Source organism: Caulobacter sp. Root487D2Y (assembly GCF_001427165.1).
In the GTDB taxonomy this organism is placed as follows: domain Bacteria; phylum Pseudomonadota; class Alphaproteobacteria; order Caulobacterales; family Caulobacteraceae; genus Caulobacter.
The window spans coordinates 472,446-491,542 of the sequence record NZ_LMFD01000001.1 but is presented as its reverse complement, the minus strand read 5'-3'; the positions used below and the strand labels follow the sequence as shown (position 1 = coordinate 491,542).

The 19,097-nt window shown below is 69.0% G+C and carries 18 protein-coding genes; 9 read left to right on the top strand and 9 right to left on the bottom strand.

The features are described from left to right. Entirely contained in the window at positions 1 to 1,074 is a 1,074-nt protein-coding gene (locus tag ASD38_RS02340; RefSeq protein WP_056457205.1) for a purine nucleoside permease, read from the bottom strand. Between the two features lie 262 nt (positions 1,075 to 1,336). Next, positions 1,337 to 2,299: an ABC transporter ATP-binding protein gene (locus ASD38_RS02335; RefSeq protein ID WP_056457202.1), complete on the bottom strand. Its 963-nt coding sequence runs from the start codon at positions 2,297 to 2,299 to the stop codon at positions 1,337 to 1,339. A 123-nt stretch (positions 2,300 to 2,422) separates the two neighbouring features. Here ASD38_RS02335 and ASD38_RS02330 point away from each other — a divergent pair, with 123 nt between their 5' ends. The 3 genes from ASD38_RS02330 (at position 2,423) to ASD38_RS02320 (ending at position 5,933) form a co-directional block, all read left to right on the top strand. Next, entirely contained in the window at positions 2,423 to 2,707 is a 285-nt protein-coding gene (locus ASD38_RS02330; RefSeq protein ID WP_082554818.1) for a zinc-finger domain-containing protein, read from the top strand. A gap of 12 nt (positions 2,708 to 2,719) precedes the next feature. Next, positions 2,720 to 3,145 carry an acyl-CoA thioesterase gene (locus tag ASD38_RS02325; protein WP_056457198.1) on the top strand — a complete coding sequence of 142 codons (426 nt, stop codon included), beginning with the start codon at positions 2,720 to 2,722 and terminating at the stop codon, positions 3,143 to 3,145. Positions 3,146 to 4,682: 1,537 nt separating this feature from the next. After that, positions 4,683 to 5,933, top strand: coding sequence for a UbiH/UbiF/VisC/COQ6 family ubiquinone biosynthesis hydroxylase (locus tag ASD38_RS02320; protein ID WP_056443865.1), 1,251 nt, complete (start codon positions 4,683 to 4,685; stop codon positions 5,931 to 5,933). A 150-nt stretch (positions 5,934 to 6,083) separates the two neighbouring features. Here ASD38_RS02320 and ASD38_RS02315 read toward each other — a convergent pair whose 3' ends face one another. The 5 genes from ASD38_RS02315 to ASD38_RS02295 all read right to left on the bottom strand — a co-directional run bounded on the left by ASD38_RS02315 (position 6,084) and on the right by ASD38_RS02295 (position 9,814). Next, positions 6,084 to 7,208 carry an acyltransferase family protein gene (locus ASD38_RS02315; RefSeq protein WP_268760906.1) on the bottom strand — a complete coding sequence of 375 codons (1,125 nt, stop codon included), beginning with the start codon at positions 7,206 to 7,208 and terminating at the stop codon, positions 6,084 to 6,086. A gap of 3 nt (positions 7,209 to 7,211) precedes the next feature. Further along, entirely contained in the window at positions 7,212 to 7,412 is a 201-nt protein-coding gene (locus tag ASD38_RS02310) for a Trm112 family protein (RefSeq protein ID WP_056457193.1), read from the bottom strand. A 155-nt stretch (positions 7,413 to 7,567) separates the two neighbouring features. Then, positions 7,568 to 8,230, bottom strand: coding sequence for an LON peptidase substrate-binding domain-containing protein (locus ASD38_RS02305; protein WP_056457191.1), 663 nt, complete (start codon positions 8,228 to 8,230; stop codon positions 7,568 to 7,570). Between the two features lie 19 nt (positions 8,231 to 8,249). Beyond that, positions 8,250 to 9,179 (bottom strand): thioredoxin family protein, encoded by a 930-nt coding sequence (locus tag ASD38_RS02300; protein ID WP_056457188.1) that lies wholly within the window; start codon positions 9,177 to 9,179, stop codon positions 8,250 to 8,252. A gap of 128 nt (positions 9,180 to 9,307) precedes the next feature. After that, positions 9,308 to 9,814, bottom strand: a complete 507-nt coding sequence (locus ASD38_RS02295; RefSeq protein ID WP_056457185.1) for a prolyl-tRNA synthetase associated domain-containing protein — start codon at positions 9,812 to 9,814, stop codon at positions 9,308 to 9,310. A 71-nt stretch (positions 9,815 to 9,885) separates the two neighbouring features. Here ASD38_RS02295 and ASD38_RS02290 point away from each other — a divergent pair, with 71 nt between their 5' ends. Next, positions 9,886 to 10,629, top strand: coding sequence for a DUF6065 family protein (locus ASD38_RS02290; protein ID WP_056443845.1), 744 nt, complete (start codon positions 9,886 to 9,888; stop codon positions 10,627 to 10,629). 9 nt (positions 10,630 to 10,638) lie between these two features. Then, complete coding sequence (locus tag ASD38_RS02285) at positions 10,639 to 11,079, top strand: hypothetical protein (protein ID WP_056457182.1); 441 nt, start codon at positions 10,639 to 10,641, stop codon at positions 11,077 to 11,079. Positions 11,080 to 11,211: 132 nt separating this feature from the next. Here ASD38_RS02285 and ASD38_RS02280 read toward each other — a convergent pair whose 3' ends face one another. After that, positions 11,212 to 13,623 carry a membrane-bound PQQ-dependent dehydrogenase, glucose/quinate/shikimate family gene (locus ASD38_RS02280; protein WP_056457179.1) on the bottom strand — a complete coding sequence of 804 codons (2,412 nt, stop codon included), beginning with the start codon at positions 13,621 to 13,623 and terminating at the stop codon, positions 11,212 to 11,214. A gap of 184 nt (positions 13,624 to 13,807) precedes the next feature. Here ASD38_RS02280 and ASD38_RS02275 point away from each other — a divergent pair, with 184 nt between their 5' ends. The 3 genes from ASD38_RS02275 to ASD38_RS02265 all read left to right on the top strand — a co-directional run bounded on the left by ASD38_RS02275 (position 13,808) and on the right by ASD38_RS02265 (position 15,502). Next, positions 13,808 to 14,362: a hypothetical protein gene (locus ASD38_RS02275; RefSeq protein WP_056443837.1), complete on the top strand. Its 555-nt coding sequence runs from the start codon at positions 13,808 to 13,810 to the stop codon at positions 14,360 to 14,362. A 2-nt stretch (positions 14,363 to 14,364) separates the two neighbouring features. Then, complete coding sequence (locus tag ASD38_RS02270) at positions 14,365 to 14,667, top strand: winged helix-turn-helix domain-containing protein (protein WP_056443834.1); 303 nt, start codon at positions 14,365 to 14,367, stop codon at positions 14,665 to 14,667. Positions 14,668 to 14,812: 145 nt separating this feature from the next. Further along, positions 14,813 to 15,502: an alternative oxidase gene (locus tag ASD38_RS02265; RefSeq protein ID WP_056443831.1), complete on the top strand. Its 690-nt coding sequence runs from the start codon at positions 14,813 to 14,815 to the stop codon at positions 15,500 to 15,502. A gap of 257 nt (positions 15,503 to 15,759) precedes the next feature. On the opposite strand, the gene glmM is transcribed toward ASD38_RS02265, so the two are convergent. Then, positions 15,760 to 17,106 carry a phosphoglucosamine mutase gene (glmM, locus tag ASD38_RS02260; RefSeq protein WP_056443828.1) on the bottom strand — a complete coding sequence of 449 codons (1,347 nt, stop codon included), beginning with the start codon at positions 17,104 to 17,106 and terminating at the stop codon, positions 15,760 to 15,762. Between the two features lie 161 nt (positions 17,107 to 17,267). Here glmM and glmS point away from each other — a divergent pair, with 161 nt between their 5' ends. After that, entirely contained in the window at positions 17,268 to 19,088 is a 1,821-nt protein-coding gene (gene glmS, locus ASD38_RS02255) for a glutamine--fructose-6-phosphate transaminase (isomerizing) (protein WP_056443825.1), read from the top strand. Positions 19,089 to 19,097: the final 9 nt, after the last annotated feature.

The following is a 19,097-nucleotide window of genomic DNA, read 5'->3' as shown; positions in this document are numbered from 1 at the left end:
TTAGCGGCTCCGGCCGGACTGGGGAGAAGAGGCGGCGGTGGGGATTTCAGACGCGTAGCGGTCCCAGTGAGCGGTCAGTTCGCGGACCACGACGCCGCCCACCCGGAACGCGGAGTCGAAGCTCGCCTTCAGACCGTCCTCATGGAACACGTGAGGCAGGCTGGTCTGGCCCAGCGGCGCGCGCGAATAGTTGCTGCCGGTGCGCAGCACCAGGACCCGCCGGCGGTCGATCTTTCCGGACGCGGCGTGGGCGTCGAGCACGTCGAGAATTCCCTGGTCTTCGCAGTCGGTCATGGTGAAGGTTCCGGCCCCGTCGGTCCAGAGCTTGACCCAGTCCTCCGCCCACTGGGTGCGCCGCGCGCCGTGCCAGAAACGCACCGTGCCCAGGGCGTCGCCCCGCAGCACGAACGGCGGCCTTTGGCCCTCGGGGTCGCCCGCATAGGGCGCGCGCATCGCCCGCAGGCCCGGCGAGTCGGGCAGCTTGACGTCGCGGGTCAGGCCGTAGGCCCAGTCGACCAGGCCCCGGTCCAGCGTCCAGACCATGGCGCTGGAGCCCTCGGCCTTGCCCTTCACGTTGGGGCGCTCGGCGTCGTTCGAATAGAGGCCGTAGGGCCAGTCGGCCGGCATGTCGCGCTCGTCGACCTCGTAGATCGGGTCGGCGTCGACCACGTAGCGGGCCCAGGCGGCGCTGCCGACCGAGGCCGCCTTGGGATCGACCCCGGCGATGCCGCTGACGATCCAGTAGGCCTTGGAGAGGTCGAACTGGTCCGACAGGATCAGGGCCGCGACGCTCTCGCGGGTCCGGCCGCGCATGTCGCTGACGATGGCCAGCACGCCGTCGTCGGAATAGCGGGCCACGTGGCGGACGCCGGGGATGGCGATCTCGTGCGTCAGCGGCCAGCCCTCGACCCAGGGCTGGAACTCGCCGGCGAAGTCGCCGGTGTCGGCCCCGATCTCGAAGGTGGTGACGACGACGACCTTGATCGGCAGGCGATCCGCCGCCTGGGCGGAGGCCAGGCCCATGCCGAGCGCGATGGCCAGAGCCAGGACGATTCGAAACCACAAAGCACGCATGCGACGCCCCACCAGAAATCCGGCGGTGAACCTCCACCGATGCGGCCGGCGATGCAATCGGGGATCGGCGGGAGGGCTGGACCCGACTTCCGCTGCGCCTGAGCGAGGCGGCGGCGCCACGGCGGCGAACACTTCCCCCCTACGGACCGCTTCGCGGTCGTCTTCCCCCACAGGGGGAAGAGGGGCGTTGCGGCGCGTCCTCCGCCCCCTCGCCGCGACAGGCGGCGAAGCCGCCAGGTCGGGGCAAGTTCAGGTCCGCCCCTCAGGCCTTCAACGGATCCTTGGCGCTCGGATCGCCATAGGTCAGCGACACGAACACGTCCTCCAGGTCCGGGTCCTCGGTGGCGATGTCCTTGATCTTCAGGCCCTCGGCGCGGACCGCCGCCAGCACCTGCTCCACGCTGGACTGGCCGGTGCGGTAGGAGACCGAGAAGGCCCCGGCCCCGCGCAGCTTGGTCTCGAAGCCCGGCAGCAGCGGGGCGACGGTCACCGGCTCCTCCGGCGTGACCACGACGTTGCGGATGTCCATCCGGCGCAGCAGGGTCGCCGTGGGCTCGCAGACCACCACCTCGCCGCGGTTGACGATGGCGATCTGGTCGCACAGCTCCTGGGCCTCTTCCAGATAGTGGGTGGTCAGCACGATGGTCACGCCCAGCTGGTTCAGCCCGGTCACATAGCTCCACAGCTGCCGGCGCAGCTCGACGTCGACGCCGGCGGTCGGCTCGTCGAGGATCAACACCGGGGGCTGGTGGACCATGGCCTTGGCCACCATCAGCCGGCGCTTCATGCCGCCCGACAGCTGGCGGACATAGGCATTGGCCTTGTCGCCCAGGCCCAGGGCGTTGAGCAGTTCGTCGGTGCGGCGCTCGTTCTTGGGCACGCCGTAGAAGCCGGCCTGCACCTCCAGCGACTCGCGCGGGGTGAAGAACACGTCGGCGGCCAGCTCCTGCGGCACCACGCCGATGGCGGCGCGGGCGTCGCGCGGGCGCTCGTCGATGTCGCGGCCCCAGATCCGCACCGTGCCGCTGGTCTTGCGGGTCAGGCCGGCCAGGATGTTGATGAAGGTCGACTTGCCCGCGCCGTTCGGGCCCAGCAGGCCGAAGATCGAGCCGCGCGGCACCTTCAGGTCGATGCCGTTGAGCGCCCGCTTTTCCGGCGAGGTCTTGGAGGCGGGATAGGTCTTGAACAGGCCTTCGGCTTCGATCGCGTACGCGGGCAGGTCCATGGAACGTCCAGATGGGCAAAAGGAACACGCCGCGCGAATTGACGGCGCCGCGACAGGTCGCATAGGTATGCCTGCATCGCCGCCACGCCAAGGCCGCGTCTGGATTTCAAGGGTTTTACGAACATGGCGCGCAAGGCCAAGACCACCGCTCCCACCGCCATGGAGCCGACTGTCGTCGCGGTCGGCGCCGGTCCCGCGCCCGAAACCATCATGGTCCGCTCGCACCGCATCGCCTGCGACGGCGTCGGCGGCGCCCTGGGCCACCCGCGCGTCTGGCTGGAGATGGGCGCGGCCGGCTTCGTCGACTGCCCCTATTGCGACCGCCGCTTCGTGGCCTCGACCGCCGCCGGCCACGACGAGGACGAGCGTCTGGCCCCGGGGGTCTACGAAGGCTCCGGCGGCCACTAGGCTCCGCGCAGCGTGAGCGATCCCACGACCCAGCGCGCCGAATCCCTGGCCAAGGCCTGGGAGGCCGCCGAGTGGCCGCACGAGGCCCCGGTGCTGCGGGCCATCGCCATGCCGTCCGACACCAATCCCGAAGGCGACATCTTCGGCGGCTGGCTGCTGTCGCAGATGGACCTGGCGGCGGCCTCGATCGCCTTCCACCGCGCGGCCGGCCGCTGCGCCACCATCGCCATCGACGGCATGACCTTCATCAGCCCGGTGTTCGTCGGCGACGAGGTCAGCCTGTTCGCCAAGGTCGTCCACGTGGGCCGCACCTCGCTGAAGGTGCAGGTCGAAGCCTGGCGCCGCCGCCGCGACGGCGAGCAGGCCCACAAGGTGACCCAGGGCGTGTTCACCTTCGTGGCCATCGGCGAGGACCGGAAGCCGCGGCCGCTGCCTTAGGCGGCCCTCCGCCCCCTGTGGGGGCGGACAGACCGCGAAGCGGTCAGGTGGGGGCAAGTGTTCACCGGCACGGCGTTGCAAGCTCACGCGATCTCTCGCTGAGGAGTTGGAAAGGGTCGCGGAGCGCCGGACACCGTCCGGAGTGTTTGCAGTTGTTACCGTTTCGACGAAGCCCGATCGCTCCGCGCCATCGTTATCCGGAAGCCCGCGACGCTGAGCCTTTGTTAGGGCCTCGCCGCCTTGAAGCCTCCGACGGGCGGGCCTGGTCAACGAAACCCGGTCCCGGACCGCGAGCGCATCACCGCCCGCCTGCTGCAAAGCCGGCCCTCACGCCACGCCGTTTCTGTGTTCCATGCCCGGCCGGCCCTGGAGACGTGAGGTTTGATGCTGTCCCTACGCACGCGGACAACACCGCCGACAGAGCTTCCCGCTCGATCGCCCCCGACGAGGTGAGACAAGGATACGGGCGGTTTGGAGGGTGAGGACCAAATCGGGTCGAGAAAGTTCGGGGCGTTGAAATCGCGGGGGTTTGGTGGCTATGCGCCGAGCGTAAGTGCCTTCCCTCCCCCTCGCGGGGAGGGTGGCCCTGGCAGCGCCAGGGTCGGGTGGGGGGCAGCTGAGTCAGCAGAACAACCCCCGTCCGACACCCTGCACCGATCCCCCACCCGTCGGCTTCGCCGCCACCCTCCCCGCAAGGGGGAGGGACTGGGTCCTTTCCGGCAAACGCCCCTGACGTCATCCGCCAGCGGCGAGGCCGCGCCTTGAAACCTTGATGGCGAGCCTGCTCTGGCGTCTGGCCGTGTCAAGGACCGGCCTCCGGCCGGCCGCGCCGCGGTCGCCCCTGCGGGGCGATCCTTGACACGGCCAGACGCCAGAGCTCCGATCCACCAAGGCTTTAAGGCGTGGCCCCATCCGGAGCGGATGGGGGCCTGCGCCAAGCCGCCGTTTCAGAGGTCCGAGATGGGTGGGTGGCGGACGCTAGCGTTCGTAGCAGAATGACGGGCCAAGCCGCTTAGCGGAGATCGGTCTCTGCACAGTCACCTTTGAACGCCATAGTCCCATGTGTCCCGCACCGCCAAAGCGTTTCGCGCTGTAAAGCGGATAGTGCGTTCTGCGGCCGGAAAAAGTGACCAAGAATGGCTGCACAGTGTAGCAGCTCCCGTTGCCCCGGCTCGCTTCCATGAGGGCTTCTAGGCGGGGCCAATCGCGCCACTCCAGATAGTCTGTCTTCGCGGGGTCTGGACGTTCCGCCGGGACCTCGGTCGCGCCATCGACAAAGGTCGATCCTTCGAACTCATGGAGCCAGACGCCGGAAAACTGCCGGGTGCGCCCGTTGAAGCCGCCGTCCGAACAAGACGAAAGCGCCAGGCCAAGTGCGACGAGGCTGATCCATCTGAAGCTCATGGCTAAGCTGACCATGTCTGCGAATGTCTGGCTAGGGTCGCAAGCCGACATCAGCGTCTGACCCCCAAACCGGACACCACTCCGCAAACCGCCGCCCCTAGACACCACCGCCCCCCGCGCGCCATATCCGCCCATGCGCGACCACGACGCCGACGTCATCATCGCCGGAGCCGGCATGGCCGGAACCACCCTGGCGCTCGCCCTGGCCTCGGCCGGGGTCAAGGCCCTGCTGGTCGATCCCCAGCCGTTCGACGCCCAGCTGGCCGAGAGCTTCGACGGGCGCTCGTCGGCCATCGCCTATTCGTCGTTCCGCCAGTGGCGGGCGATCGGGGCCGGCGAGGCCCTGGCGCCCAACGCCCAGCGGATCGAGCAGATCCTGGTCACCGACGGCAAGACGCCGGGCCCGGCCTCGGGCGGACCCTCGCCGTTCTTCCTGCGCTTTGACAGCAGCGAGATCGCCGACCGGTCCGAGGGCGAGCCCCTGGGCTATCTGATCGAGAACCGCCAGATCCGCGCGGCCCTGGCCCGGACCGTGATCGACAAGGGGATCACCGTGCTGGCCCCGGTCGGCGCCCAGGCCCTGGACGTCACCCCGGCCGGCGCGACCCTGACGCTCACGGACGGCCGCACGCTGTCGGCCCCGCTGGTGGTCAGCGCCGAGGGCCGGGGCAGCGTGCTGCGCAAGGCCGCCGGCATCGGCGACATCGGCTGGAGCTACGGCCAGAGCGGGGTGGTGGCCACCGTCCGGATGGAGCATCCGCACCAGGGCGTGGCCCACGAATACTTCCTGCCCAGCGGGCCGTTCGCCATTCTTCCGCTGACGGATAATCGCGCCAGCCTGGTCTGGACCGAGAGCACCGACCGGGCCGAGGCCCTGCGCCACGCCTCGCCGGAAGCCTTCCACAGCCATTTGATGCGGCGGTTCGGCGAGTTCCTGGGCACGGTCGAGATGGCTGGCCCGACCTTCGTCTATCCGCTGTCGCTGTCGCTGGCCGAGCGGCTGGTCGCCCCGCGCCTGGCCCTGATCGGCGACGCCGCCCACGGGGTGCACCCGATCGCCGGCCAGGGGCTGAACCTGGGCCTGAAGGACGCCGCGGCCCTGGCCGAGGTGGTGGTCGAGGCCTTGCGCAACGGCGAGGACATCGGGGCCGAGGCGACCCTGGAGCGCTACGCCCGCTGGCGGCGGTTCGACAACGTCTCCAACGCCCTGGCCTTCGACGGCTTCGTGCGGCTGTTCTCCAACGACAATCCGCTGCTGCGCCTGGCGCGCGGGGTGGGCATGGCGGCGGTCAACCGCATCGCCCCGGCCCGGCGGTTCTTCATGCACGAGGCCGGCGGCGGGGTGGGCGACCTGCCGAAGTTGTTGCGGGGCGAGGGGATTTAGGAGCCGAAACCTTCCCTCCCCTTCATGGGGAGGGTGGCCCTGGCAGCGCCAGGGTCGGGTGGGGCTTGCTGAGCCAGCCGCCCTGCACCGATCCCCCACCCGTCGGCTTCGCCGACACCCTCCCCACAAGGGGGAGGGAAGAGATTTCACCTAGACCTTCACCACCCACCCGCGCTTGCGCATGTAGGCCACGACCATCCAGATCAGGCCGACGAAGATCGCCACCGGGATCAGGGCCGCCGCCCTGTCGCCGACGAAAGGCGTGGCCCAGACGTAGGGGATCTTCAGCAGGTGGGCGGTCAGCATGATCGAGGCCAGCATGTGCAGGCTGTAGGCGAAGATCGCGTTGATCCCGAAGTCGGTCAGGAAGCCTGATCCCGGAAGCCGCCGGCCCTCGACGTCCAGCGCCTGGTGCAGGCCGGCCAGCAGGACCAGGGCGACGCCGGTCGACAGCAGCACGAAGCTTGAGGTCCACAGTTCCTTGGAGATCGGGAACGCCAGGCCCCAGACCAGGCCGCCGGCGATGCAAGCCGTGCCCGCGATCAACAGGCCCAACGCGCCACGCCCATTTCTCGATTGGGGGGCCATGAGCCATTCGCCGGCCGCCACCCCGAGCAGGGCCTGGGCGACGGCCGGCAGGGTCGAGAGCAGGCCCTCGGGGTCATAGCCCAGCGGGCCGGGCACGTAGACGTGGGCGCCCAGCACCAGGCGGTCGAACCAGCCGACGAAGTTGGCGCCGGGCCCCCGCAGGTCGGTCGCGCCGTCCGGGAACGGCATGAGGGTCAGGGGCCAGTAGAGCGCCAGGATCGCCACGGCCAGGATCAGCCGGGCGCGGGGCCCGAGGGTCTTGTAAAGGACGGCGGCGGCCAGGAAGCACAGGGCCAGGCGCTGCAGCACGCCCATCGGCCGGAACGGCACGCTCTCGGGCGTCGCCATCCAGTAGAGGTTGGACAGGATCAGGCCCAGCAGGAACAGGCGTCCGGACCTGACCAGCAGCCGGCGCAGGGTCGGTCCGTCGAGACCGCCGATTCCCTGTTCAGGCGCGCCGCGCGCGGCCAGGGCCAGGGGGATCGACGCCCCGGTCATGAACACGAAGGCCGGGAACACCGCGTCGGCGAGCGTGAAGCCACGCCAGGCGGCATGCTCCAGGCCGGCGAACTGGGCGTAGCCGCTGACATAATGCAGGTAGGAGGCGCTGTTGACGACGATCATGCCGACGATCGTCAGTCCACGGAGCACGTCCAGTGAAGCCAGACGGGGCGGCCGCTGATCCACCGCCTAGTCGTCCAGGCCGCGGGCTTCCTCGGGCAGCATGATCGGCACGCCGTCGCGGATCGGATAGGCCAGCTTGGCGGCGTTGCTGACCAGCTCGCCCCGGGCGCGGTCGTAGAACAGCGGCGCGCGCGTGACGGGACAGACCAGCACCTCCAGCAGGCGCGGGTCGAGATCGGCGGGCGGGGGAGGCGGTTGGGCGGTCATGGGCGGAGTTGTAGGGGGTTTTCCAACTGATGAGAACTCCCTCCCCTTCATGGGGAGGGTGGCGGCGAAGCCGACGGGTGGGGCTCGCTGAGTCATCAAACCCCACCCGACCCGCCACGCGGGCCACCCTCCCCGCAAGGGGGAGGGAAAGACTGTCACTGAATCATCGTGGGGTCTTCGTCGTCCCCCGCCGCGTCGATCTCCAGCAGGGCCACCAGGGTCTCGCGGCGTTCGACCAGGGTCGGGGCCTCGAGCAGGGCCTGCTTCTCGACCGGCTCGAACGGCAGGGCCATGGCCAGGCTGTTGATCAGGGCGTCGGACGGGGCGGCCTCGGCGCTGCTCCAGTCGATGGCCAGGCCGCGATGGTCGAGATAGCGGCGCAGGGCGTCCAGCAACGGCGAGGCGTCGCTCCCCGTGGCCGTGTGCGGCGAGGCTTCCCGCAGGTCGTCCTCGAAGGTGGTGAAATCGGCGCGCACCTGGCGGTAGGGCGAGCGGGTGGGAAGCTCGTCGCCGACCCGGAACCGGCAGACCCCGGTCAGGGTGACGAGGTAGCGGCCGTCGCTGGTCTCGGCGAAGCTGGTCACCCGGCCCGCGCACCCCACCGGCGCCAGGTTGGGCCGCTCGTGATCGCCGCCCGGCCGGGTCTGGACCATGCCGATGATCCGCTCGCCCGACATGGCGTCGTCGAACATGTTCAGATAGCGCGGCTCGAAGATGTTCAGCGGCAGCTGGCCGCCGGGCAGCAGCAGGGCGCCGTCCAGCGGGAACACCGGGATCACCAGCGGCAGGTCGTCCGCCCTTCGATAGGATCCCGGCATGCGACGCTCCTCTTGAAGCCTAACTGAACAGGATGGCGGACAGCCGCTTGCGGCCGGCCTTGGCCACCTCGGACGCATAGCCGGCGGCCTCGAACACGGTCAGCAACTGCTTGCGGGCGGCCTCGTCGTTCCAGGCACGGTCGCGTTCGATGATGGTCAGAAGATGGTCCGACGCGGCCTGGAGATGACCGGCGCCGGCCAGGGCCTTGGCCAGCTCGAGGCGGGCCTCGTGGTCGTCGGCGTCGGCGGCCAGGCGCCTTTCGAACGGCGCGGTCTCGGACGGGGCGTCTTCGGCGAGCGCGAGCGCGGCGCGGACGCTGTCCAGGTCCGGGTCCTTGGCGCCGGCCGGGGCCGTGGCCGCGACTTCCGCCGCGCCTTCCAGGTCGCCGCCGGCCAGGTAGCATTTGGCCAGGCCGCCGATGGCCTTCACGTTGACCGGATCCATCTGCAGCGCCTGGGCGAAGGCCTGGGCCGCGCCGCCGATGTCGCCCAGCTCGACCGACTCCTTGGCCAGGGCCAGCAGGGCGTCGATGTCGCTCTCGGGCGGCGGTCCGGCCAGGCGGTCGATGAACTGCTTGATCTGACTCTCGGGCACCGCGCCCTGGAAGCCGTCGACCGGCTGGCCGTTGACGAAGGCGTAGACGGTCGGAATCGACTGCACGCGCAGCTGGCCCGAATAGCCGGGGTTCTTGTCGACGTCGATCTTGACCAGCTTGACCGCGCCGCCGGCGGCGTTGACCGCCTTTTCCAGGGCCGGGGTCAGCTGGCGGCACGGGCCGCACCAGGTGGCCCAGAAGTCGACGATCACCGGCTGGACCTTGGAGGCCTCGATCACGTCGGCCATGAAGCTGGCGTCCGTGCCGTCCTTGATGTGCTCGCTCTTGGCGCCCCCTTGGCTATTGGGGCCGCCGGCTCGAATGGGAGGGGGAGTGTCGCCAATCAGGGCCATGGGGTCTCTCTAAATACGCGGGTCTTGAACGCTCGAAGCGCCGAAGGGATCGGCGGGGGAGGACTGGAGCGTCCGTCTTGGCGGCCAAGATGGTCTCTCGGCGCGCGGTTCGCAATCGGGCGAAGCGCTTATTGAACAACCCGCATGGCGGCGAAATCGACGATCATCGGCGTGATTTCCAGCGCCGCCAGGAACCGCCGAAGACCCTCCTGCGACACCGCCGTGGTGGCGTCGTTGGCCAGCGGGTGGAAATTGACCGGATCGGCTTTCGCCAGGTCCGCGTCGAGCACGAAGCGCACGCGATGCGTCGTGTCGTTGATCAGGCCGAAGGCGGTGACCGAGCCCGGGGTCACGCCCAGGGTCTGGGCCATCAGCTCGGCGCTGCCGAACGACAGCCGGGCCGAGCCTATCACCGTGTGCAGGCGCTTGAGGTCGATCGCCGTCTCGCCCAGGGCCGAGATCAGCCACAGCTGGCCCTTGGCGTCCTTGAGGAACAGGTTCTTGGTGTGGCCGCCGGGCAGGGCGGCCTTGATCTCCAGCCCCTCCTCCACCCGGAACACCGGCGGGTGGTCGAGCGTGGAATGGGCGACGCCGTGGGCGTCGAGGAAGGAAAGCAGGTCGGCGCGGCTCTTCATGGGGGACTTCCTAGCCGAGCCGTGGCCCGCTAGACCAGACTCAAGACCAGCTAGGGAAGAAGAGAGCCGGCATGGAACTGGAGTGCTACCCCACCGAGAACCGGCCGCCCGAGATCGTGCCAGGACGGCCGCAGCGGGCGTGGATGGACCACTTCGCCGACCGCCACCCCTATCGCTGCCTGCCCCTGACCATGGCCAACACCACCGGCTGGGAGATCCTGTGCCCGGTCGGCTTCACGGCCACCTGGGACGGCGGGGCGCACCAGAACTGCATCACCTTCAAGGCCGACCATCCGCATCCGGGCTTCGACGACTTCGTCAAGTCGCACTTTTCGCGCGGCACGGTGACCTTCCACACCGGCTACCTGTTCCGCACGCCGCCGGGCTGGTCGATCTGGACCATGGGTCCGCCCAACCACATCAAGGACGGCATCCAGCCGCTGGCCGGCCTGGTCGAGACCGACTGGCTGCCCTTCCCGTTCACGATGAACTGGCTGTTCACCCGCCCCGGCACGGTCCGCTTCGAGAAGGGCGAGCCGTTCTGCTTCTTCATGATGATCCAGGACAAGCCGCTGGAGCAGGTGCAGCCGGTGATCCGGTCGTTGAATTCCAATCCCGACCTGCGCAAGCAGTACGACGCCTGGGCCGCCCAGCGCGGCGAGTTCAACGCCCGGATCTTCAAGCGCGAGCCCGAGGCGATGAAGGAGGCGTGGCAGCGCTTCTACTTCAAGGGCGAGTATCCCGAGGAGGTCGAGGCCCCCGCCCCGGCGGCGCATGTGAACAAACGGCGGCTGAAGGCGCCGAAGGTCGGGTAGCCGGGGCCTATGAAGCTGCAACGCCATGGCCTGTTGGCGCTCGGGGTTCTCGCCTTCGCCGCCATGGCGCTGCTGGCTTTTACGCCGATCGCGTGGATGCGAGCTGGACGGCCGGACGAAAGCTATCCGGAGATTCTGTATGTGAGCCTGGGTCTCCCCGCGGCGCTGATTGCCATCCTCGCCGGATACATGTTTGCGAAATTCTTCGCGCTCAGACCCCGGCCGGCATTGATCCCGCTACAGGCGACCACGTTATTGGCCACCTTGGTGTGCGGCTGGCTGGTCGTAGTCGGGCTGGGTCCCAACAGCAGGGCGTTCGACGCCTTCGCCGGCCCCAGCCTGACCGCGCTTTTCGCGTTTGGCTTGCCCGCCCTGGTCGTCGCCTTGATCCTGTCGGTGCTTATCGCGACCCGGTCGCCAGCGGCCGCCCCAAACGCACCACGTTCCTAACAGTTGTCATCCCGGAAGCCTCGCAGAGGCTGTCCGGGACCCAGGCGACTGGGCTGATGCTTTGCGGTTCACCTGGGTCCCGGACAAGCGCTACGCGCTTTCCGGGATGACAACTGATTTGAGCCGCCCGTCCTACTTCAACGCGTACGCGATCACCTGGTCCCCGATCGGGGTCTCCATGAAGTGGTGGCCGCCGGTCATGATGACCACGTACTGCTTGCCGCCGACCGCGTAGGTCATCGGCGTGGCCTGGCCGCCGGCCGGGAGCACGTCCTGCCAGACGGTCTTGCCGGTCTTCAGGTCGATGGCGCGGATCAGGTTGTCGGTGGCGGCCGCCACGAACACCAGCCCGCCGGCCGTGACCACCGCTCCGCCGTTGTTGGGCGTGCCGATGTTCAGCGGCAGGTGCGAGGGAACGCCGAACGGGCCGTTGGTGCGGGCCGTGCCCAGCGGGCGGTCCCACAGCGTCTTGCCGGTGCGCAGGTCGATGGCCCGGATGCCGCCGTAGGGGGGCTGCTTGCACAGCAGGCCCGTCAGCGGCAGGCGCCAGCCGGCGTTGACGTCGATGGCGTAGGGCGTGCCGACCTGCGGGTCGCCCGCCCCTTCCGCGCCCTTCTTCATCGAGCCGCCGCGGGCGTCGCCGCGCGGGGTCCAGCCCTTGGCGTCGGCCACCGCGCGGGGCACCAGGCGGTTGTAGTTGGGCATGTCGTTGTAGTTGGCGACGATCACGCCGCGGCTGGAGTCAACGGCCACGCCGCCCCAGTCGGAGCCGCCGTTGTAGCCGGGATATTCGACATAGCGGCGATCGGCGACCGGCGGGGTGAAGAAGCCGTCGTACTTGGCCCGCTTGAACTGGATTCTGCAGATCATCTGGTCGATCGGCGACATGCCCCACATCTGCTTCTCGGTCAGGTCGGGCTTGCGCAGGGAGTGGTACAGCGAGAACGGCTGGGTGGGCGCGCGCTGCTGCGGCTCCAGGCCGCCTTGCGGCACGGCCCGCTCCTGCACGCCGGTCAGCGGCCGGCCCGTGCGCCGGTCCAGAATGAAGATGTCGCCGCGCTTGCTGGGCAGGACCACGGCCGGGACGGGACCGCCGGCGGTGGGGAAGTCGACCAGGGTCGCTTGCGAGCCCAGGTCGTAGTCCCAGACGTCGTTGCGCACGGTCTGGAAGCTCCAGCGGGGCTTGCCGGTGGTCACGTCCAGGGCGACCAGCGAGGTCGAATACTGCTTCTCCAGCGGCGAGCGGCTGGAGCTCCAGTAGTCGGCGGCGGAAACGCCCAGGGGCAGATAGACCAGGCCCAGGGCCTCGTCGCCGGTGGCCGTGGTCCACATGTTGGGCGTGCCCTTGGTGTAGGTCTGGCCCTGCGGCGGCAGGGTGGTGATGTCCGGACGGGCCATGTCCCAGGCCCAGCGCAGGGCGCCGGTGACGGCGTCAAAGCCCTGGATCGTCCCCGACGGCGCGTCGCGCCGCTGGCCGTCCAGCACCTGGTGGCCGGTGACGATCACCCCGCGCACGATGGTCGGGGCCGAGGTGATCGACAGCATGCCGGCGGCCGATGGGCCCATGCCGACGGCGGTCGAGACCTGGCCGTTGGTCCCGAAGTCGGCGCAGGGGACGCCGGTCGTGGCGTCCACGGCGATCAGACGGGCGTCCAGCGTGCCCTCGATGATCCGGGCCGCGCAGGCCTTGGCCGGATCGGCGCCGGGCGCGGCGTAGTAGGACACGCCCCGGCAGGCGGCGGTGTAGGGAATGGCCTCGTCCGGCACCTTGGGGTCGTAGCGCCAGCGGGTCTGGCCGGTGGCCGGGTCGATGGCGATCATGATGTTCTTGGGCGTGCAGACGTAGAGGGTGTTTCCCACCTTCAGCGGCGTGTTCTCGGCCCCGTACTTGCCCTCGGCGGCCGCGCTGGGCATGTCGCCGGTGCGGATCATCCAGACCCGGGCCAGGTTCCTGACATTGCCGGCGTTCAGCTGGGTCAGGGGCGAATAGCGCTGGCCGGCATAGGTGCCGCCATAGGCCGGCCAGTCGGCGCCGACCCGCATCAGCGAGGGGTCGTTGTCGGTCATGGCGGCGACGGCGGGCAGAGGCCCGTCGACCCTGGCCTTGTTGGCCCCGGCCACCACCACGCCGCCGACCAGCAGGAACACCGCCAGGGCCGCGAAGCCGATCAGCGACTTGCGCCGGCCCGGCGGACCGGGATCGACCACCGGCAGGGCGGCCAGCACCAAGACCAGAAGCACCGTCGGCGCGATCACGCGAGGGACCAGCGCCCAGCCGTTCAGCCCGACCTCCCACAGCGCCCACAGGACGGTCAGCATGAAGACGGCGATATAGATCCAGGCGCCCAGCGGCCGTCGCTGGACCAGCAGGACACCAGAGACCAGCAGGCCCAGACCGGCGAGCACGTAATAGGCTGAGCCCCCCAATGCGGCCAGCCAGGCGCCGCCAATGGTCAAGGTCAGGCCGATCAGGGCCAGGACGAGGCCGAGCAGCATGACGGCCCAGCCGCCCACGCCCTTTCGGGAAGATGCCAGGGACGCCATCGCCGAGCTCCGAACTGAACTGTCGTACGCGGACTGAACCTGTTCGGCGATCGAACGGTTCCTCGCCGCCGAGCGCAAACCGGAGGAACCGCGTACGGTCGCAAGATACTCTGCTTGACAGAGTGAATGAATGTATTACTCTGAATGACAGAGCGCTCTGGGCGCTTAATTCATGGAGGGTGCGATGGGCATTTCCAAGAGCGAGGCGGCGTCCGCGCTGACCGATATCGAGAGCACGGCCGGCCGCAGCCGGCTGCTGAAGGGCTATCACGTGGCCGGGCCGATCCTGATGGTCTGGGGCGTGATCTGGGCCCTGGGCTATTCGGGCATGGGCCTGCTGCCCTCCGAGCAATGGGGCCTGATCTGGCTGGTGCTGGACGTGGCCGGCGTCGTGGCGACGATCCTGCTCAGCCGGGGCGGCAAGGGCGCGGCCAAGGCCGGACAGGGCTGGAAGATCGTCGCCGGCGTCCTGGCCATCCTGGCCTTCTACGCCGCCACCCTGACGCTCTTTCAACCGATCTCCATCGACGCCACGATCGCCTATCCGGGCGTGGTGACCGGCCTGGTCTATGCCGGGATCGGCATCGCCTTCGCCCCGCGCTACCTGTGGATCGGCGGGGCGGTGTTCGCCGCCAGCCTGGTCGGCTATTTCTTCTTCCAGCCCTGGCTGACCTTCTGGATGGCCGCGGTCGGCGGCGGCGGGCTGTTCGTGGCCGGCCTCTGGCTGCGGAGGGCGTGAGCGTGGCCGAGCTGGACGAGCTGATCCACCAGCCCCTGCGGCTGAAGATCATGGCCGCGCTGCACGCCGAGCGCGACGCCGACCCGCTGGAGTTCTCGCGCCTCAAGGCCGTGACCCAGGCGACCGACGGCAATCTGGGCAGCCACCTGACCACCCTGGAAAAGGCCGGCTACGTCGAGATCGCCAAGGACTTCGTCGGCAAGAAGCCCCGCACCCGCGTGGCCCTGACCCCGACCGGCCGCAAGGCCTTCCGCCGCCACGTCGACTATCTGCGCGCGGTGGTCGAGGGGGTGGACGGGGACTGACGGTAAGGGGGTACGCAAACCCCCTTAGCGCGGAACCCCTTAGGGGCGGGCCCCGAATATTCGCCCGCCCCGGGCGGGGCTATTGAAACGGTCAGTCGAACCCGTTCCCGCGCCAGGCGGGCCTCGGGACTTCAGGACCAAGACGATGACCCAACAGCCCATCGACCTCACCGTTCACCACCAGCCCAAGGGCGTGTCCGACGCCGTCGCCTACGGTTTCGTCAAGGCCTTGCGGTTCTGCGCCGACACCTTCTTCGCCAAACGCTACGGCCACCGCGCGGTGGTGTTGGAAACCGTCGCCGCCGTGCCGGGCATGGTCGGCGCCACCCTGACCCACCTGAAGTGCCTGCGCCGGATGGAAAGCGACAAGGGTTGGATCAAGACCCTGATGGACGAGGCCGAGAACGAGCGCATGCACCTGATGACCTTCATCGAGGTCGCCAAGCCCACGCTGTTCGAACGCTTCGTGGTCGTCGCCGCCCAGTGGGTGTTCTACCTGTTCTTCTTCGGCCTCTATCTCGTCTCGTCCAAGACCGCCCACCGCGTGGTCGGCTATTTCGAGGAAGAGGCGGTGATCAGCTACACCCACTATCTGGCCGAGATCGACGAGGGCCGTTCCGAGAACGTGCCGGCGCCGCGGATCGCGCTGGACTACTGGAGCCTGCCCGCCGGCGCGACGCTGCGTGACGTGGTCGAGGTGGTCCGCGCCGACGAGGCCCACCACCGCGACGTCAACCACGGCTTCGCCAACGAACTGCGCGGCCTGCCGCAAGGCGCGATCGCCCCTTGCCCGCCGCACGTGGTGCTGGAGCCGAACTGGAAAGCGGCGGCCTGACGCCGCCACCCCGCTCAGGCCCGCACGCGCCCCGAGGTCCCCTCCTCGGGGCGTTGTGCTGTCAGACGAGGTCGACGGGGGCGGCCAGCATTCTGGATGCGTCCTCGTCCTTCGACAGGCTCAGGATGAGGACGAATTTCGCGGCCGTTCAGTAGAGATCCTCATCCTGAGCTTGTCGAAGGACGGGGATCTCTTCCCGCCGCCGTTTCGACCACCAGAATTCGAATGCCCCTAACGGGCAGCAAAAGCCGCCGCCCTCAGACCGCCTTCACCGCCGAGACGATCGACTTGACCACCTTCCTGACCAGGGCCGGGTCGTCGCCCTCGGCCATGATGCGGATCAGGGGCTCGGTGCCGGACGGGCGGACCACGATGCGGCCCGAGCCGTTCAGCTGGCTCTCGCCGTCGGCGATGGCCTCCATGACGGTCTTGTGCTCCAGCGGCTTGCCGCCGGCGAAGCGGACGTTTTCCAGCAGTTGCGGCACCGGCTCGAACTGCCGACCCAGGGCGCTCATCGGCTTGCCGGTCTGGATCATCACCGCCAGCACCTGCAGGGCCGCGATCAGGCCGTCGCCGGTGGTCGAGAAGTCCGACAGAATCACGTGGCCCGACTGCTCGCCGCCGATGTTGAAGCCGCCCTCGCGCATGCGGGCCATCACGTAGCGGTCGCCGACGCTGGTGCGCTCCAGGGTCAGACCGTTGTCGGTCATCAGCCGTTCCAGGCCGAGGTTGGACATCACGGTGGCGACCACGCCGCCGGATTTCAGGGTTCCGGCCTTGGCGAAGGCCAGGGCGACGATGGCCATGATCTGGTCGCCGTCGACCACCACGCCCTTCTCGTCGCAGATCACCAGCCGGTCGGCGTCGCCGTCGAGGGCGATGCCGATGTCGGCGCGGTATTCGCGCACCAGCTTGGCCATGGTCTCGGGATGGGTCGAACCGCACTCGGCGTTGATGTTGGTGCCGTTGGGCTCGACGCCGATCGGGAAAACCTCGGCGCCCAGCTCGTAGAGGGCCTCGGGCGCGACCCTGTAGGCCGCGCCGTGGGCGCAATCGATGACGATGCGCAGGCCGGCAAGGCTCAGGTGACGCGGGAAGGTCGCCTTGACGATCTCGACATAGCGAGCCTGAGCGTCGTCGATGCGCTTGACCCGGCCCAACTCGCGCGGCTCGGCCAGGCGTTGCTGCAGGCCCTCGTCCATGAGGGCCTCGATCTTCAACTCCTGCTCGTCCGACAGCTTGTAGCCGTCCGGACCGAACAGCTTGATGCCGTTATCGGCGAAGTCGTTGTGGCTGGCGCTGATCATCACGCCCAGGTCGGCGCGCATCGAGCGGGTCATCATCGCCACGGCGGGGGTCGGCAGCGGGCCGAACAGGCGCACGTCCATGCCGACGCTGGTGAAGCCGGCGACCAGGGCGGGCTCGATCATGTAGCCAGACAGACGGGTGTCCTTGCCGATCACCACCAGGTGGCGGCGGTCGTCTTGGGAGCGGAACAGCTTGCCGGCCGCCAGGCCGACGCGCAGGGCGACCTCGGCGGTCATCGGGTGCTTGTTGGCCTGGCCGCGGATGCCGTCAGTGCCGAAATAGGCGCGCTTGCTCATGGTCGTCTTCTGGTCTCGTCTGTGAGCCTTTCGAATCACGCAACGATCCGAAATGCAGATTTACACAAAGAGGCTGATGCGAGTGCTAAAGCCCCGCCTCTACACACCTTGCGCCGGTAGCAATAGCCGCCGCCGCGATGTTCTTCAAAGGATCTCGGCCCATGTGCGGCATCATTGGCATCGTTGGAACCCAGTCGGTCTCGGAACGGCTGGTCGACAGCCTCAAGCGGCTTGAATACCGGGGCTATGATTCCGCGGGCGTCGCCGCCGTGGTCGGAGGCAAGGTCGAGCGTCGCCGCGCTCAGGGCAAGATCAAGAACCTGGAAGCCGTCCTGGCCGACGAACCCCTGGACGCCCAGAACGGCATCGGCCACGTACGCTGGGCCACGCACGGCGCCCCAAACGTCAAGAATGCTCACCCCCACACCGCCGGTCGCGTCACCCTGGTGCACAACGGCATCATCGAGAACTTCGCCGAACTGAAGGTCGAGCTGGCCGCCACGGGCCGCGTCTTCGAGAGCGACACCGACACCGAGGTCATCGCCCAGTTGATCGACGCCGAACTGGCCACCGGCCTTCCGCCGCTGGAGGCGTTCAAGGCCACGCTGGACCGCCTGACCGGGGCCTTCGCCCTGGCGGTGCTGATCGAGGGCGCCGACAACCTGATCCTGGGCGCCCGGCGCGGCAGCCCGTTGGTGGTCGGCGAGGGCCAGGGCGAGATGTTTCTGGGCTCCGACGCCCTGGCCGTCGGCCCGTTCACCAACCGGGTGATCTATCTGGAGGAGGGCGACTATGTCGCCATCGACCACGACAGCGCCCGGATCTTCGACGTCGCGGGCGCGCCGGTCGTCCGCCCCGTCAAGGTGGTCCCCGCCTCGGTGGTGATGATGGAGAAGGGCAACTACCGGCACTTCATGGAGAAGGAGATCCACGACCAGCCGGAAGGCTGCCAGCGCACGATCTCGGCCTATGTCGACGCCCTGACCGCCCGCGCGGCCATGCCGGGCGACCTGGACTTCAAGGCGCTGGAGCGCATCCAGATCGTCGCCTGCGGCACCTCTTACATCGCCGGGGTGATCGGCAAGTACCTGATCGAGCAGCTGGCCGACCTGCCGGTCGACGTCGAGATCGCTTCGGAGTTCCGCTACCGCCAGCCGGCCCTGCGCCCCGGCTCGCTGGTCATCGCCATGTCGCAGTCGGGCGAGACCGCTGACACCCTGGCCGCCCTGCGCTACTGCAAGGCCAAGGGCATGAAGAGCGCCGTGGTGGTCAACGCCCAGGAATCGACGATGGCCCGCGAGGTCGACGTGGTCTGGCCGATCCATTGCGGGCCCGAGATCGGCGTGGCCTCGACCAAGGCCTTCACCGCCCAGGTCAGCGTGATGATCGCCCTGGCCGTCGCCGCCGCCAAGGCGCGCGGAATGATCGACGCCGCCGAGGAGCAGCGGATGGTCAAGGTCATGCTGGAGGCGCCGCGCCTGATCGCCGAGGCCATCGGCCTGGAGGATGCCCTCAAGGACATCGCCGTCGACATCGCCAAGGCCCGCGACGTGCTGTTCCTGGGTCGCGGCCCGATGTCGGCCCTGGCCCTGGAAGGCGCGCTGAAGCTGAAGGAGATCAGCTACATCCACGCCGAGGGCTACGCCGCCGGCGAGCTGAAGCACGGACCGATCGCCCTGGTCGACGACCAGACCCCGATCATCATCCTGGCCCCGTATGACAGCTATTTCGAGAAGTCGGCCTCGAACATGAGCGAGGTGATGGCGCGCGGCGGCCAGGTGGTGTTCATCACCGACCCGCAGGGCGCCAAGCACGCCCCGGCCGGCGCCCGGGTGGTGGTCACCGCCCCGGCCAGCGACCCGCTGGTCTCGACCCTGGTGATGGCGGCCCCGATCCAGCTGTTGGCCTACCACGTCGCCGTGGTGAAGGGGGCGGACGTGGATCAGCCGCGGAATTTGGCCAAGTCGGTGACGGTGGAGTAGGGGGCCCGG